The sequence below is a fragment of the Bilifractor sp. LCP21S3_A7 genome (assembly GCF_052118825.1).
Classification (GTDB): Bacteria; Bacillota; Clostridia; order Lachnospirales; family Lachnospiraceae; genus Bilifractor.
The window spans coordinates 179351-194052 of the sequence record NZ_JBQKGL010000002.1 but is presented as its reverse complement, the minus strand read 5'-3'; the positions used below and the strand labels follow the sequence as shown (position 1 = coordinate 194052).

The 14702-nt window shown below is 51.7% G+C and carries 13 protein-coding genes; 12 read left to right on the top strand and 1 reads right to left on the bottom strand.

Annotated features, from left to right (window positions below; translation table 11 throughout):
- Positions 1–110 precede the first annotated feature (110 nt).
- The 10 genes from thiC (at position 111) to ACTQ1O_RS02520 (ending at position 11182) form a co-directional block, all read left to right on the top strand.
- Positions 111–1421: a phosphomethylpyrimidine synthase ThiC gene (thiC, locus tag ACTQ1O_RS02565; protein WP_441485963.1), complete on the top strand. Its 1311-nt coding sequence runs from the start codon at positions 111–113 to the stop codon at positions 1419–1421.
- 305 nt (positions 1422–1726) lie between these two features.
- Positions 1727–2536, top strand: a complete 810-nt coding sequence (locus tag ACTQ1O_RS02560; RefSeq protein WP_441485962.1) for a DUF975 family protein — start codon at positions 1727–1729, stop codon at positions 2534–2536.
- Positions 2537–2629: 93 nt separating this feature from the next.
- Positions 2630–2923: a Dabb family protein gene (locus ACTQ1O_RS02555; RefSeq protein ID WP_441485961.1), complete on the top strand. Its 294-nt coding sequence runs from the start codon at positions 2630–2632 to the stop codon at positions 2921–2923.
- Positions 2924–3186: 263 nt separating this feature from the next.
- The gene (locus ACTQ1O_RS02550; protein WP_441100917.1) at positions 3187–3408 is read left to right on the top strand and encodes an HPr family phosphocarrier protein; all 222 of its coding nucleotides are present in this window, start codon (positions 3187–3189) and stop codon (positions 3406–3408) included.
- Positions 3409–3877: 469 nt separating this feature from the next.
- Positions 3878–5068, top strand: coding sequence for an alanyl-tRNA editing protein (locus ACTQ1O_RS02545; protein ID WP_441485960.1), 1191 nt, complete (start codon positions 3878–3880; stop codon positions 5066–5068).
- A gap of 310 nt (positions 5069–5378) precedes the next feature.
- Positions 5379–6533, top strand: a complete 1155-nt coding sequence (locus tag ACTQ1O_RS02540; RefSeq protein ID WP_441485959.1) for a DNA/RNA non-specific endonuclease — start codon at positions 5379–5381, stop codon at positions 6531–6533.
- A gap of 56 nt (positions 6534–6589) precedes the next feature.
- Positions 6590–7597 (top strand): alpha/beta hydrolase, encoded by a 1008-nt coding sequence (locus ACTQ1O_RS02535; protein ID WP_441485958.1) that lies wholly within the window; start codon positions 6590–6592, stop codon positions 7595–7597.
- A complete protein-coding gene (locus tag ACTQ1O_RS02530) occupies positions 7594–8517 on the top strand; it encodes an AAA family ATPase (protein WP_441485957.1) in 924 nt (307 codons plus the stop codon). The genes ACTQ1O_RS02535 and ACTQ1O_RS02530 overlap by 4 nt, the downstream gene beginning before the upstream one ends.
- Positions 8514–10295 carry a cobaltochelatase CobT-related protein gene (locus ACTQ1O_RS02525; RefSeq protein WP_441485956.1) on the top strand — a complete coding sequence of 594 codons (1782 nt, stop codon included), beginning with the start codon at positions 8514–8516 and terminating at the stop codon, positions 10293–10295. The genes ACTQ1O_RS02530 and ACTQ1O_RS02525 overlap by 4 nt, the downstream gene beginning before the upstream one ends.
- Before the next feature lie 92 nt (positions 10296–10387).
- Positions 10388–11182 carry a lysozyme family protein gene (locus ACTQ1O_RS02520; protein WP_441485955.1) on the top strand — a complete coding sequence of 265 codons (795 nt, stop codon included), beginning with the start codon at positions 10388–10390 and terminating at the stop codon, positions 11180–11182.
- Between the two features lie 314 nt (positions 11183–11496).
- Here the strand turns inward: ACTQ1O_RS02520 and ACTQ1O_RS02515 are convergent, their stop codons facing one another.
- Positions 11497–11739: a polya polymerase gene (locus tag ACTQ1O_RS02515; RefSeq protein WP_441100910.1), complete on the bottom strand. Its 243-nt coding sequence runs from the start codon at positions 11737–11739 to the stop codon at positions 11497–11499.
- A 429-nt stretch (positions 11740–12168) separates the two neighbouring features.
- On the opposite strand from ACTQ1O_RS02515, the gene ACTQ1O_RS02510 reads away from it, so the two are divergent.
- The gene (locus tag ACTQ1O_RS02510; protein ID WP_441485954.1) at positions 12169–13068 is read left to right on the top strand and encodes a YitT family protein; all 900 of its coding nucleotides are present in this window, start codon (positions 12169–12171) and stop codon (positions 13066–13068) included.
- Between the two features lie 183 nt (positions 13069–13251).
- A complete protein-coding gene (locus tag ACTQ1O_RS02505; RefSeq protein WP_441485953.1) occupies positions 13252–14532 on the top strand; it encodes a glutamate-5-semialdehyde dehydrogenase in 1281 nt (426 codons plus the stop codon).
- Positions 14533–14702: the final 170 nt, after the last annotated feature.

Below are 14702 nucleotides of genomic sequence, written 5' to 3'. Positions count from 1 at the left end.
AGTATTATACCAGAACAGCTCTTCGAAACCGCAGACAGGAGCGTCACATGCGAAAAGCGCTAGTGACTTTATTCTATTTAAAGAATTCGAAAGGAAGGACAAGGTTACAGATGAGAGAGTATCATACGCAGATGGAGGCGGCGAGAAAGGGAATCGTCACTCCGGAGATGAAGGCTGTGGCAGGAAAAGAGAGAAGAACGGGGGAGGAAATCCGGAACTGGGTAGCGGAAGGAAAGGTGGTTATCCCAGCGAATCCGGCGCACAAGGGGCTTGATCCGAACGGCATCGGCAGTATGCTGAAGACGAAAATTAATGTAAATCTCGGTATCAGCCGTGATGTGAAGGATTATGATGTGGAGATGAAGAAGGTTCTCAGCGCCGTCGATCTCGGCGCTGAGGCAATCATGGATCTTTCCAGTCATGGCAACACCCAGCCGTTCCGCAGAAAGCTGACCAGTGAATGTCCGGCGATGATCGGCACGGTTCCGATCTATGATTCCGTGATCCATTATCAGAGGGACCTTGCGACCCTCAGTGCAAAGGATTTTGTGGATGTCGTGCGTCTGCACGCAGAGGACGGTGTGGACTTCGTGACGCTGCACTGTGGGATCACCAGAAAGACGATTGAGGAAATCAAGGCCGGCAGGAGGAAAATGAACATAGTCAGCCGGGGAGGAAGCCTGGTATTCGCATGGATGGCGATGACGGGGAACGAAAATCCCTTCTACGAATATTATGATGAGATTCTGGAGATCTGCCGGGAACATGATGTGACTATCAGCCTCGGTGATGCCTGCCGGCCGGGATGCCTTGCGGACGCGACGGACAGCTGTCAGATCGGCGAACTGCTTCGGCTTGGAGAGCTGACGCAGAGGGCGTGGGACCGGGATGTCCAGGTCATGGTGGAAGGACCAGGCCATGTGCCGATGGATCAGATCGCCGCAAACATGAAGGTTCAGCAGACCATCTGCAAGGGAGCGCCCTTCTATGTACTCGGACCTCTGGTAACAGATATCGCGCCAGGCTATGACCACATCACAGCTGCGATCGGCGGGGCGATTGCGGCGATGAGCGGCGCTGCGTTTCTCTGTTATGTGACACCGGCGGAGCATCTTGCGCTTCCGAACATAGACGATGTACGTCAGGGAATAATAGCAAGCCGGATAGCGGCTCACGCGGCAGATATCGCCAAGGGCATTCCGGGTGCGCGGGAACAGGACGACCGGATGGCGGATGCAAGACGGAAGCTTGACTGGGAAGCCCAGTTCAAGGAGGCGCTTGATCCGAAGACTGCGAAGTCCATTCGGGACAGCCGGGCGCCGGAGGATGATCACAGTGACACCTGCTCCATGTGCGGAAAGTTCTGCGCGGTGCGGAGCATGAATAAAGCGCTGGCGGGAGAATATATCGATATTCTCTAATGTATCGATATCATTTGATCAGAGTATATTTTGCAGGGATTTCACAGGACTGCTTTATCCAGGGGCTGACTTAAGGTCAGCAGCCGGAGACACCGGACAGAGGTTCTGTGAAATTCCTGTTTTTCTGTTGCATGAATAAAAATGAATAAAAAAGAAAATGCTTTCCTACCGGCACTGGATTCTGTATACTTAAGGATGAAAATCATGGTTACAGATTTCGCCGCGAGGCGGAAGCTGCCACAGGGCTGCCGCGGATGTTGGAATATACTGCAATATTTGCCGCAGCACAGAAAAGGAGGAGCAGTATGTGGACTAGGATCGGATTAAAAAACCGGTCAAAAGAGGTATTCAGGGGCAATTACTGGAAAGCTGTTCTTGCCGGACTTCTTCTTTCGCTGACGATTGGAGGATCTTACAGCAGATCCGGCGGAGGAGCGTTATCCGGATTTTGCAACGGAATTTTGAATTATGATGTCGTTTCCGGCAGAGACACTGATATTTTCGGATTTCATGCGGGACCGGGCGGCATTCCCGGCGGGATGTTTGGTGCGTGGCTGATGGCTGCGGGGATCATCTTCATGGTGGTGGTGTTGATCGCCGTCATCGCGATTGTGGCCGATGTATTTCTGCTGAATCCGCTGGAAGTCGGGGTGCGGAGGTTCTTTTATACGAATCTTCACCAGAAAGCGGAGCTTCGCGAAATCATGTACGGATTTGATCACTCCTACAAGAACGTGGTAAAGGTGATGTTCTTCCGTGATCTCTATACCTTTCTCTGGTCATTGCTTTTCGTGATTCCGGGAATCGTGAAAGGGTATGAATATCGTATGATTCCGTATCTTCTGGCTGAATATCCGGACATGCCGATGGAGGAAGCGTTCCAGATCAGCAGAAACATGATGTATGGAAATAAATGGAAGGCATTTGTGCTGGACCTTTCGTTTCTTCTGTGGGTGATTTTTTCGAGCATTACCTTCGGGCTGGTCGGTATCTTCTATGTAGATCCCTATATGGCGCAGACGAGCGCCGCGCTGTACGATGCCATCAAGATCGAGAAAAATCCGTTCGCGGGACAGAATCCGGGCGGTAATGGCAGCTTCGCAGGCATGTGGTAAACGGTCATACGATGATCTTGCCACAAAATGTATAAGCTGCGGTTTGTCTGCGTTTTCGAAGCACATATAGTTTTCGATTTTGGAGGTAATAGAATGTATCATTGCATACTGGCAAAATATAATGCGAAAATATCCCGAAAGCAGAAGGAGAATCTTCTGCCGGAGATCCGGGAACTGTTCGCGGGTCTCACCGGAATTGAAGGAATTGAATCGGTTGAGGTATTTCCAAATGTGATTGACCGGGCAAACCGGTACGATGTTCTGATCCGGATCCGGATGAAACCGGAGGCATTGCCTGTCTATGACGACAGTGAAATCCACAAAACCTGGAAAAGAGACTACGGAAAATACCTTGAGAAGAAGGCGATATTTGATTATGAGGGATGAGAATGCGTAGCAGATATGCACAAAATTTCCCGGTATTTTCACAAAAATTATAGAAGTAAGTCCTGAATTTCATGCATAAGCTCCCGAAAGATTTGCATTTCAGTGTCAAGAGGATAAAATACCCATATAGGGTCTCCGGAGAACCGCGGGTCATGGAAGGATAGCATACCGCATCAGTTTTCACGGAGCCTGTGACAATATTTATTTGGAAGTCGGCCGTAGATATCGAAGACCGAAATTGAATCTGAGGAGAGGCATGAGAGATGAAAAAGGCAAAGGTGAAATTCAACCGGGTCGAGGATATCGTAGCATTTGTTAAACTTGCCGGAGAATGCGCAGAGGACGTCACGGTCCGGAAGGGCAGAAGTGAGACGGACGGAAAATCAATTATGGGAGTATTTGCTCTGGGATTTGAACCGATAGAGATTGAGTTCACGGAAGGCAATTCACAGATGGAAGAGTATCTGAGCGCGTACGCATTATAATCAGCGTTCAGAGAGCGTGTTAAACAGACCTAAAAGATCGGCAGATATTTGTTCGGGAAAGGATAAATATCTGCCGATTTACTGTATAAAGCCGTCGTCAAGCGGGCAGTTTTTGGGCATGCGAAGCATGCACAGAAAACTGCATGCTTGAACGACGCTAACATGTATGAGCATGGAGCGGTGTGAAACACCGCGAGAATGCGAATATGCGCGGGCAGTGAGCCACACCCGCTCACACGAAGTGTGAAGCGGTGGGGCGAACGCCGCGACAGACCGACGAAGTCGGTCACATGTGGCAGCTGCGAGAGTTGCGAAGCAACGGAGCAGCTGGCTTTATACAGTATGCGGCACGATATAATAATAAGCGGCACGGAAGCTGCGAAGCAGCGAAGTGACGCGGGGACTTATACAGTATGCGGCACGATAACAGGCAGTGCTCCACACCTGTCAGGAAAGGAAAAGGACAACGATGGAAAATTTCGATGAATTATACTATCAGAGACCATATCTGAAAGAGTTTGACGCGGAGGTGATCTCCTGCGAACCGTGCGGGAAGGGCTATCACGTGGAGCTAAACCGGACGGCGTTTTATCCGGAAGGCGGCGGTCAGCCTTCAGACCGCGGCATTCTGCAGACTGACGCACAGACGGTTATTCCGGTGCGGGATGTTCAGAAGCATGGGGATCACATTGTTCATACGACGGATCGGGAAATCGCCGTCGGAACTCAGGTACACGGGGTCATTGACTGGCAGCGCCGAATGGATTATACTACGGCACATTCGGGTGAGCATATCCTATCTGGTCTGATCCACAGACGTTTCGGATACGAGAATGTCGGATTCCATATGAGTGAGGAATGCGTCACCATTGATATCAGCGGAGTCATGACCTGGGAAGAACTGATGGAGGTGGAGCGTGACACAAATGCAGTGATCCGCAGCGATGTTCCTGTAGAAGAAAGCTTTCCGGAGGGACAGGAACTGGAGACGCTGGATTACCGGAGCAAGAAGGAACTGACCGGAAAAGTCAGAATCATCACGATTCCGGGAGCGGATATCTGCGCCTGCTGCGGGACCCATGTGATGAGAACCGGCGAGATCGGCATGGTGAAATGTCTCAGCATGATTCATTATAAGAAAGGCGTGCGGATCGAGCTGGTCTGCGGCAGAAAGGCCCTTCTCGATTATGAGCGGAAGGTGGACCAGAACACGGAGATCTCCCATATGCTCTCCGCGAAGCCCCATGAGACAGCAGAGGCTGTCGCGAGAGTACAGCAGGAGCTGGCGGAGGCAAATCAGAAGCTGAATGCCTGGGTCAGCAGGTACTTTGACGGGAAGATGAAGGAACTCGAAAAGCAGGAGTCCTTTCTGATCGACTTTGAGGAAAATATCGACAGGAACAGCTGCCGGAAGTTCTGCGACAGGCTTGTGAAGGAATCCATGGCGCCTACCTGTGCCGTAATTACGGAGCAGGAAGACGAAAAGGGCGTCTATGCGTACTGCATCTGCAGCTCTGCGGTGAATCTGAGAAACCTTACGAAGACGATCAACTCCAGCCTGGACGGACGGGGAGGCGGAAGCCCGGAGATGATCCAGGGATCTTTTCACGCAGAGAAAGTCAGGATACAAGAAGTCCTGACCGAAATCTTTCGTGTATAAGCTCTTCGAAAACGCAGACGGGCTCGACACACGCGACGCGTGTGAAAGAGCGAGGATGCGATTTCGAAAGCAACAGGTATGAGGATGAAGCGCGAAGGCGCGGAATCCGAATGCCTGTAGGATTGTGGGAGTGCGAAGCACGGAGCAATCCGTAGCTTATACAGTATTAAAGAGCTCCAGGAAAACGCAGACAGGCACGTCACACGTGAAGCGTGTGTAAGGGCCAGGATGCGAATTTTCACAAAACGTGTGTTCTGTGTTATAATCGGAGGCGGAACGGTTTTTGAGTTTCCTGCTGAGGGGATTTGATATGCTTGTGATAGAACTGCTGCTTCTGGCAGCGCTTGTGATATTTCCGGTGTCGCTGATCGCGGGTATTGTGAAAAAGAGACGCAGCGGCGACCGGCGAGGGCCCCGGATATGGATGATCGGATCGATGACGGTGATTGTCATCGGAACGATTCTTGTCGGCGTTCTCCCGGGAGGCGTTCAGACCGGTACTGGAGAGAACCGGACGGGAGCTGTTGGGACCGTCATCGACCGGATTCGGAATGGGACAACCGCCTCTGTCGGAGGGGCGCTGCCTTCCGAAGAGAAAAGAGCGGCGGCGGAGCTCACAGCCTTTGATCCGGATGAGATTCCGGCGTACAGCGGCTCTCCCTCGGTTGAGGTGAACGGGAATGTTCCTTTTTTCACGGATGAGGATTTCAAGACGCGGGAATTCGAATTCTACAGCAGCCAGGACGGTCTCGGACGCTGCGGAACCGCCTGGGCGGATATCTGTGTCGATACAATGCCTGTGGAGGAGAGGGGAAAGATCGGATCGGTAAAGCCGACCGGATGGCACACGGTAAAGTACAATGGGATTGACGGCAATTATCTGTATAACCGCTGTCACCTGATCGGATATCAGCTGGCGGGAGAGAACGCGAACAAAAAAAATCTGATCACAGGTACCCGCTATATGAATGTAGAGGGAATGCTTCCCTATGAAAACGAGGTGAGCTACGCGGTCACCGACTTTAATTTTCATGTGCTGTACCGGGTGACACCAGTCTTTGAGGGCAATAATCTGCTGGCCTCCGGTGTTCTGATGGAGGCGGAATCCGTAGAAGACAGGGGAGAGCGGATCCGGTTCTGCGTCTACTGCTACAATGTACAGCCAGGGATCACGATTGACTATGCGACCGGTGACAGCAGCGGCCCGGCATTTACCGGCTCTGATTCCGCGTCCGGCAATAAAGAGACCGCGAAGCAGACGGAGGTGTCAGAGACACCTGCTTCGGAGCCATCCGTTTCGGGTGGGACAGTCAGCTATGTCGTCAATACCAATACAGGCAGATTTCACTACCCGACGTGCTCGTCAGTGGAAGACATTGCACCGGGAAACCGAATGGAGTGGACCGGATCGAGGGATGAACTAATCGACAGGGGATACATACCTTGTAAGCGATGCAATCCATAGAGCTTATACAACGGCGGGTATGTGCAGGACCGGTTCCGGTTTGAAATGGAGATCATATGTTTCGTATCATCGCAGGAATTCTTGTGGCTTTTATTCTCAGTATAGCGGTTCTTATATATTTTGGGCTTTACGCAGTATTTCGCGCCGTTCTCTATAATACGAATGAACGGAAGTCCGGTCATGTGCCGCTCCCGACCGGGGAGGGATATGATCAGCATCAGGAGAGCATGCAGGAGCTGGTGGACCTGATGAAGGAGATTCCGTATGAGGAGGTAAGGGTCCGGAGCTTTGACAACCTGACGCTTTACGGCAGGTATTATGAGGTAAAAAAAGGGGCACCGCTCCAGATTCAGTTCCACGGATACCGGGGAGAGGCGATTCGCGATATGGCAGGCGGAAATCGTGTCGCCAGGGAACATGGGCAGAACACTCTGGTTGTGGATCAGAGGGCGCATGGGAAAAGCGGTGGGAATGTCACAACCTTCGGGGTGAAGGAACGGCAGGACTGCCTGACGTGGGCCAGATATGCGGCAAAGAGGTTCGGCATGCAGACACCGGTCATTCTGTCCGGTGTGTCGATGGGCGCCGCAACGGTTCTGATGGCGGCAGATCTGAAGCTTCCGGATAACGTTGTCGGGATTATCGCGGACTGCGGGTATACCTCACCGGAGGCAATTGTCCGGGATGTTGGAAGGGCAAGGAGGTATCCGGAGGGAGCGGTCTGGTGGCTGGTGAAGACCGGGGCAAAGCTTTTTGGCCATGTGGATCTCGCAAGTTGCGGTGCCATAAGCTCAATCCGGAAATCGAGGGTTCCGGTACTTTTGATTCACGGCGACGCGGACCGGTATGTGCCGGTGCGGATGAGCCGTGAGCTGTATGAGGCGGCAGAGGAAGCCGGAGTTCCCGTCCGACTGGAAATCTTCCGCGGCGGCGCCCACGGAATCAGCTATCTGACGGATGTCCCAAGATACACGGATCTCGAGATGGAGTTTACATCGGGGCTGATGAAACGGTATATCCGGGAGTATTCCGGAGAGAAAGAATCGGAGAGAGGAAAGATATGACACTGGAACAGAAAAGGATTCTGGAGGAGCAGGATGTGAGCCCGGAGCTGATCCGCGGCGTGGAGAGATTCCGGGAGACTTATACCGTAGATGACGCTGTCCGGAGCCGTGTGGTAAAACCTGCACTTCCGTTTTACGGGAAAGAGGTGCTGGAAATGGCGATCGCCGCTCTTCTGGAGGGACAGAATCTGCTGCTCACGGGCGCAAAGGCAACGGGCAAGAATGTTCTGGCGGAGAATCTTGCTTTTTTATTCGGCAGACCGGTGTACAATGTGTCATTTCATGTGAACACGAGCAGTGCAGAGCTGATCGGTACCGATACCTTCCGGAATAATCAGGTGGAGCTTCGGGAGGGGAGTATCAGCCTCTGTGCCCGGTATGGAGGTTTCGGCATTCTCGATGAGATCAACATGGCAAAAAATGACGCGGTTTCTGTCCTGCATTCGACGCTCGATTACCGGCGGAGCATCGATATCCCCGGCTACGAGAAGATTGACCTTCATCCTGCGGCAAGATTTATAGGAACGATGAACTACGGATACGCCGGAACAAAGGAGCTGAACGAGGCGCTGGTATCCCGGTTCCTTGTCATCGACATGCCTCCGCAGACAGAAAGTTCATTGGAGTATATTCTCAGGCGGATTTTTCCGGATATGACAGACAGGGCCAGAGAGCAGCTTTCGGGGTTATTTCTCGATCTGCAGACAAAAGCGGAGCACGGAGAAATTTCAGCCAGGAGTCTGGATCTCCGTGGAATTGTCGCGGCGGCACAGACAGTCCGCCAGGGCATCCCGCCTTTTTTCGCGTTGCAGATGGGGGTTGTCAATAAATGCTTTGACACCTTTGAAAAGGAAATCGTTCGCGACGTTCTGAGTACGCGGATTCCTGCGGAATGGACAAGGAAGGATGTTTTTGCTTGAATACTGGCAAGGATGTATGGGAATCCTATCCCTATGAGCTGGAAAACAGAATACGGAACCTGATCTGGACAGTCAGCGGGGATTATAGTCTTGAGGTGAAGCCGGATCTTGCGGAGTTTTCCCGATCACCGGAGATTGCCATCTATAACGGGATCAAGCAGGGGGCTCTGGCGAAATATTTTGATCAGGATGCCATTGCGATGTATCTGCTGAAGAAGATCTACTGTCATGCGGATCAGAGAGCACTGATGGATACTGCCAGGCTGTGCATTGAGGAAGCGGTGGGATGGAGACTTGACCGGGAGCGCGAGGGAGTGCGGTCTATCCGAAAAAAAGCTCTGGAGAAATGGCTGTATCAGGATTTCGGAAGAATGTCTGCGTATCCGCTGGGACGGCTGATGGCGGCGAGCTGGAGAGAAAAGCTGGATGGCGGCTATCATGGCCCGGAGCAAATCATGCGCCAGCTGGACCGGATTCACCGTCTCCGTCAGGTGGGAAGCTCGGAAGAAATCATCGCGATGATCGACAGTCTGTACAACGATGTGGTAGATCCTTCTTTTCCCATGACGCTGACGGAGGTGCTTCGGGTAACATCGGAAGAGCTTACCGAGTTTTCCTGGAGCGATTACCTGAAGGAGGAGCTGGAGGATGATTCCGTCCGCTATGTTATCGAGAGAGTTACCGCGGAGATGCTGAGTTCGGATGAGCCTTCCCGTGAAGGAATAACGAATGAGCAGGCTCCAGCGGAAGGCGGAGACAAGATCCGGAAGCTTTTACTGATCGATGACAGCGTTCTGGAAAAATCCAGGGAGTATGTGCAGCGGAATTTCGGGAAATCCTATCTTTCGCTTTCGGAGGAGAAAAGGATCACAAGCCGCATGTGCAGGGGAATACATTCCGACTGCGGGCTTTTTTTTACAGACGGGATCCTGAAGAACCCCGTGGTCCGGAACAATCAGTATGTGCTCGCGAGGGGAAATAAAGAGAAAACGCTGGAATACTTCCGGACGAATTACAGGACAGTCCGACACAATATTCAGATTCTCACGGATATGCTGAAGCGCGCATTCGCGCTTCGAAACGAGGAGGACAGCATCCTGTCCGATTCCGGTCAGATCGATCCGCGGCAGCTGTGGAAGGCAGGGAGATCGGAGGATGCGAGGCTGTTTCGGAGAGCTCTGCGAAGGGACAGCATGGATTTTGTGGTTGATTTTCTGATCGACGCGAGCGGGTCACAGAGAAAGCGGCAGAGAGAAGTGGCAATGCAGGCGTATATTATCTGCGAAGCAATGTCGAATCTTGGAATTCCCATGCGGGTGATGAGCTTCTGTACGTTCTGGGATTACACGGTGCTTCGCAGATTCCGGGAGTATGGGGATGACCGGAGCGCAAATGAAAACATCTTTGAGTTTACCACAAGCTCCAACAACCGGGACGGCCTGGCGATACGAACCGTGGGGCAGGGGCTCCTGGAGAGAGAGGAGAGCAACAAGGTCCTGATTGTGCTGAGTGATGGGAAACCGTATGATGTAATGCTCAACCGGCCGAACGCGAGAAATCCGGAGCCTTACGCGGGTCACAGGGCAGCCCTTGACGCGGGCACCGAGGTCCGCCGGCTGAGACAGAACAATGTGGCGGTGCTTGGCGTTTTTGTAGGGGAGGAGAGCGAGCTTGCCGCAGAGCGGAAAATCTTCGGGAAGGATTTTGCGTATATCCGGTCAATCGACCATTTTTCAAACACCGTGGGTAGATATCTGCTCAGGCAGATTGAAAGTTAGTCGCCTGTGTAAGCTGTACGCCGCTCCGCACTTCGTGCTCCCGCGTCGTTACAGGTAAGAAACCGGAAAATGCAGACCCGGGGAGAGATGTTATGAGTGAGAAATCTGGATACAGAAAAACAAATACCAGACGCAGACGGCGCAGAAGGAAGAAACGTTTCTGGAGAAAGTTTATTCGTTTCTGGAGAATGTTCGGGCGGGCGGTCGTCTATCTCTATCGGGCAGGAGGCAGGGTTGTGATACCTGTGGCGGCCCTGATTGTGGTGTTTATAGCTGTAGGGACCATGGAGCAGAGTGAACAAATGGCCAATGTCCGGAAAGTAACGAAAAAAGATACCACAATTACGATACGCAAGGATCTGGTGAGCGACGAGGTGGAGAATTATTCGGATGTAATCCGGAAATATGCAGACGAATATTCTATTGGCGAGTATACCGGTCTGATCAAGGCAATCATGATGCAGGAATCAAGGGGTGACGGAACAGATCCCATGCAGGCGTCCGCCTCCTTCTACAATGAGCGCTATGCCGGACAGACAATTACAGATCCGGATTATTCAATCCGGGCCGGTGTCCGGGAACTTGCGGCGGCTCTCGATGCTGCCGATGTCCGTGGACCGGACGATATTAAAGGCATTTCGCTGGCTGTGCAGGGATACAACTTTGGTACCGGTTACATTGAATGGGCGAGGAAGAATTACGGGGGTTACTCTGAGGAGAATGCTTCCACATTTTCAAATATGAAAGCATATGAAAACGGCTGGAGTTCATATGGTGATCCGGATTATGTGGAGCATGTACTGCGCTATTATTCGTATTCCTATTCGATTTCCGGGGGCAGTTCCGGGAAGGGCGGAGATACTGCCGGGACATCTGCGCTGTCCTGAATGATACTCAGAGGGATATTCGATATTCAGAACAGTATTCGAAAGTCAGAGGGGTATTCGAAATTCGGAAGAGTATTTGATATTCAGAGCGGTATTCGAAATTCAGAAGGGGGTTCTGGGTGTGAAACGGCGAGGCTAATGCCGCGACAGACCAACGAAGCCGGCGCGTGCGGCAGTGGTGAGAGCTGATAAGCAGCAGAGCGGATGGCTTTATCCACTATGTGGGCACACGCAGAAAAACGGCAGGATCGCCTTTTTGGAGATCCTGCCGTCTTTGATCCTGATGGTCGCATATCGTTTTTTCTGGGTGTTTCTCACGCATTTCCGTCGATCATGAAGTTCATGAGCTTGCGGATATCCTCCGGATCAGAAGCGATGATCTCGAGCTCCGGAATAGCAGCCTCATTGGAAAAAATGTTTGCCAGGGATACATACTGGCTGAGCTTTGATTTCAGGTTCAGCGTGTCACCCTCGGCAGTAACCAGTTCCACTCTTCCCTTGCAGCTGTCTACGATTTCAAAAAATTTCTCAACATTCGTGATGTTATTGATTTTCATCTCTTATCCTCTCTTTGCCGTGCGGATTATAACGGCAGTCTATAGACCTTTTGCTCTGCTTTACGAATATATATGACGAATATATGAATGTCTTGTCAAAATCATCCCGATATCAGTCATTTTTTGCTGCTGCACACGGATTTACGGCTTGTCTGAAAGGCGGGGAAAGTACAGTTTGATGGCACGGTCCGTCCGCAGACTTCTGAAAGCAGGTACTGTCCGGATAAAGGAAGGATAATATTCCCCGTACCGGATAATCGTTAACAGAAACAGCCGGGGCGGGCGGCAGGTGTATGCGCAGGTTTTGGTATGGAAGTTTATGGCGGTTTATGGTAGACTGTTTTCAAATTTGCAATGCTGTAACGGCCGGGGCAGGTAGGGATTTCGAGACGCGGGACGGAACTGATTAATGAGAGGAGAGATGCCGGAATGTACAGGATTCATCTATCACAGAGCGGGAAGGGATATGAGGCTCAGCGGATTATGGTGCTTCTTCTTGGTACATTTATTTACGCGGTGGGCATCAATTTTTTCATTGTACCTGCGGGTCTTTATACCGGTGGAGTTCTGGGACTGTGTCAGCTGCTGCGTTCCTTTCTGACATCGGTTGTCGGACTCGGATTCGGGAGCGTTGACGTCGCGGGTATTCTCTATTATCTGGTCAATATTCCGTTCCTGGTCCTGGCGCACAAGCTGATGGGAAAGCTCTATTTTGCGAAGACCATTCTCGGTATTACAGCGGAATCTGTGTTCCTTGTGCTGCTTCCGATTCCCAAACAGGCGCTGGTGGACAACCGTCTGGCTGCCGCCCTGATCGGAGGTGTAATCTGCGGCGCGATGATGGGACTGATGCTGAGGATGGGAGCCTGCGACGGAGGAATGGATCTGATCGGTGTACTGATTGTGCACCAGAGGAACGGGGCCAGCGTGGGACATGCCAATCTGTACGTCAATATTGTCGTATTTGCCATCATGGCCTTCAATTATCCGATTGACATTCTGATCTATTCGCTTTTTTCCGCGTTTGTCACATCCTATGCGCTTGACCGGTTCTATTCGCAGAACATCAAGGTGGAATTTCATATCATCACACAGCAGGATGTAAATGTTCTGGAAAAAAGCATCATCCGGGAGCTTCGCAGATCGGTGACGAGATGGGAGGGAAAAGGCGGATTCAGCGGAAATGATGTAAATATTCTCTATGTAATTGTAGACAAGTACGAGGCACCGAGACTGAGACGGCTGGTCCGTGAATTTGATCCGGATGCCTTTGTCGTTGAAAATTCCGGTGTTAATATCTCGGGTAATTTCGAGAAGCATCTGGAGTGAGAGAGACTATTGTAAAGATCCGGACGGGAAAGCGGTGCCTTGCAGTACCGCCGGCTTGTCAGTCTTGTCAGCCGCGTGGGAACGGTCATTCCGGCGTTTGAAAATGATGTATGATTGGATGGCTGCACGTATGAACCGGAAGCCTGCGGGAGCGGTCAGTGTGACAGAAAAGAGGTCAGATAAATGGAGATCAGAGAAGAAGTTCGCAAAATGAAGCGGGTCGCGCCGCAAGTCGCTTCGTCTACCCTGGAACAGAGAAATCATGTTCTGAAATTGATCGGGGAGAGTCTGGAACGTCATAAGGAAGAGATTTTCGCGGCGAACCGGAAGGATCTTGAGAGAGCCGATGCGGAACAGGTCGCGCCGGCGATTCGGAAGAGACTGAAATTCAGTGAAGAAAAGCTTGCGGATGTGGAAAAGGGAATCCGGCTCCTGATAAGCCTTCCGGATCCGATCCATCGGGAAACGCTGGTACGGGAACTGGATGAGGGACTGCTGCTGAAGCGGGTCACCTGTCCGATTGGTGTCATCGGTGTTATCTTCGAAGCCCGTCCCGACGCGCTGGTTCAGATTTCATCGCTCTGTATCAAGAGCGGAAACTGTGCGGTCTTGAAGGGCGGACGTGAGACAGCGGAGACTAACCGTGTCCTCTTCCGGGTGATTCACGAAGCCGCGGTCGCCGGAGGACTCCCGGAATACTGCATGATACAGGCGGAACAGCACAATGAGATCGATGAACTTCTGGATTGTGATGACTGTGTGGATCTCCTGATTCCGAGAGGATCAAACCGTTTTGTGCGCTATATCATGGATCACACAAAGATTCCGGTAATGGGTCACGCGGACGGTATCTGTCATATCTATGTGGACAAGGATGCGGATTTTGAGAAGGCAATTCCGATTATCATCGATGCGAAGACGCAGTACACTGCCGCCTGTAATGCGGTGGAGACGCTTCTTGTGAACCGGTCGATTGCTCCGGTATTTCTTCCGAAGCTTGCGGAGGCACTGAGGAAGGAAGGAGTGGAGATCCGCGGGACCAAAGAGGTCACCTTGATGATCGGGGGAGAGACCATTGGTGAGGATCAGTTCCGGGAGTATCTGGATCTCATTGTTTCCGTGAAACTTGTAAATGACCTGGAGGAAGCGGTCGATCATATCAACCGCTTCGGTTCTCATCATACCGACTGCATCATTACGGAGAATGATGAGACGGCGGAGCGATTCATGGAACTGGTGGACTCTGCCGGCGTATACCAGAACTGCTCTACGAGATTCGCGGACGGGTTCCGCTATGGGTTCGGGGCGGAGGTCGGGATCAGCACCGGAAAAATTCATGCGAGGGGGCCGGTTGGACTCGATGGGCTGGTGACTTACAAATACAAGCTGTACGGTCACGGCCAGATCGTCGGGGACTATGCGTCCGGTAAGAAGGATTTTCATTTTCGTGATATTGTATCATGATGCCGGCGGCAGATTGAGCAGGTATATCAGAGGCTGTGCATGGTATCCGGTACAGAATCCGGTACGGATGGAAAAATATGGATGATCAGATGATATGGCAGGAGGCTGTTTCCCTGAAGGAGACAGCCTCCTGCCTTCTGCAATCCGGATATTCATATTGAGGCTCCTGC

Excerpts from the sequence above, each read along its gene's own strand:
- ACTQ1O_RS02560 (WP_441485962.1), top strand. The coding sequence starts at position 1,727 with ATGTGGACTAGGATCGGATTAAAAAACCGGTCAAAAGAGGTATTCAGG.
- ACTQ1O_RS02510 (WP_441485954.1), top strand. The coding sequence starts at position 12,169 with ATGTACAGGATTCATCTATCACAGAGCGGGAAGGGATATGAGGCTCAG.
- ACTQ1O_RS02545 (WP_441485960.1), top strand. The coding sequence starts at position 3,878 with ATGGAAAATTTCGATGAATTATACTATCAGAGACCATATCTGAAAGAG.
- ACTQ1O_RS02520 (WP_441485955.1), top strand. The coding sequence starts at position 10,388 with ATGAGTGAGAAATCTGGATACAGAAAAACAAATACCAGACGCAGACGG.
- ACTQ1O_RS02505 (WP_441485953.1), top strand. The coding sequence starts at position 13,252 with ATGGAGATCAGAGAAGAAGTTCGCAAAATGAAGCGGGTCGCGCCGCAA.
- ACTQ1O_RS02555 (WP_441485961.1), top strand. The coding sequence starts at position 2,630 with ATGTATCATTGCATACTGGCAAAATATAATGCGAAAATATCCCGAAAG.
- thiC (WP_441485963.1), top strand. The coding sequence starts at position 111 with ATGAGAGAGTATCATACGCAGATGGAGGCGGCGAGAAAGGGAATCGTC.
- ACTQ1O_RS02540 (WP_441485959.1), top strand. The coding sequence starts at position 5,379 with ATGCTTGTGATAGAACTGCTGCTTCTGGCAGCGCTTGTGATATTTCCG.
- ACTQ1O_RS02530 (WP_441485957.1), top strand. The coding sequence starts at position 7,594 with ATGACACTGGAACAGAAAAGGATTCTGGAGGAGCAGGATGTGAGCCCG.
- ACTQ1O_RS02535 (WP_441485958.1), top strand. The coding sequence starts at position 6,590 with ATGTTTCGTATCATCGCAGGAATTCTTGTGGCTTTTATTCTCAGTATA.
- ACTQ1O_RS02550 (WP_441100917.1), top strand. The coding sequence starts at position 3,187 with ATGAAAAAGGCAAAGGTGAAATTCAACCGGGTCGAGGATATCGTAGCA.
- ACTQ1O_RS02515 (WP_441100910.1), bottom strand. The coding sequence starts at position 11,739 with ATGAAAATCAATAACATCACGAATGTTGAGAAATTTTTTGAAATCGTA.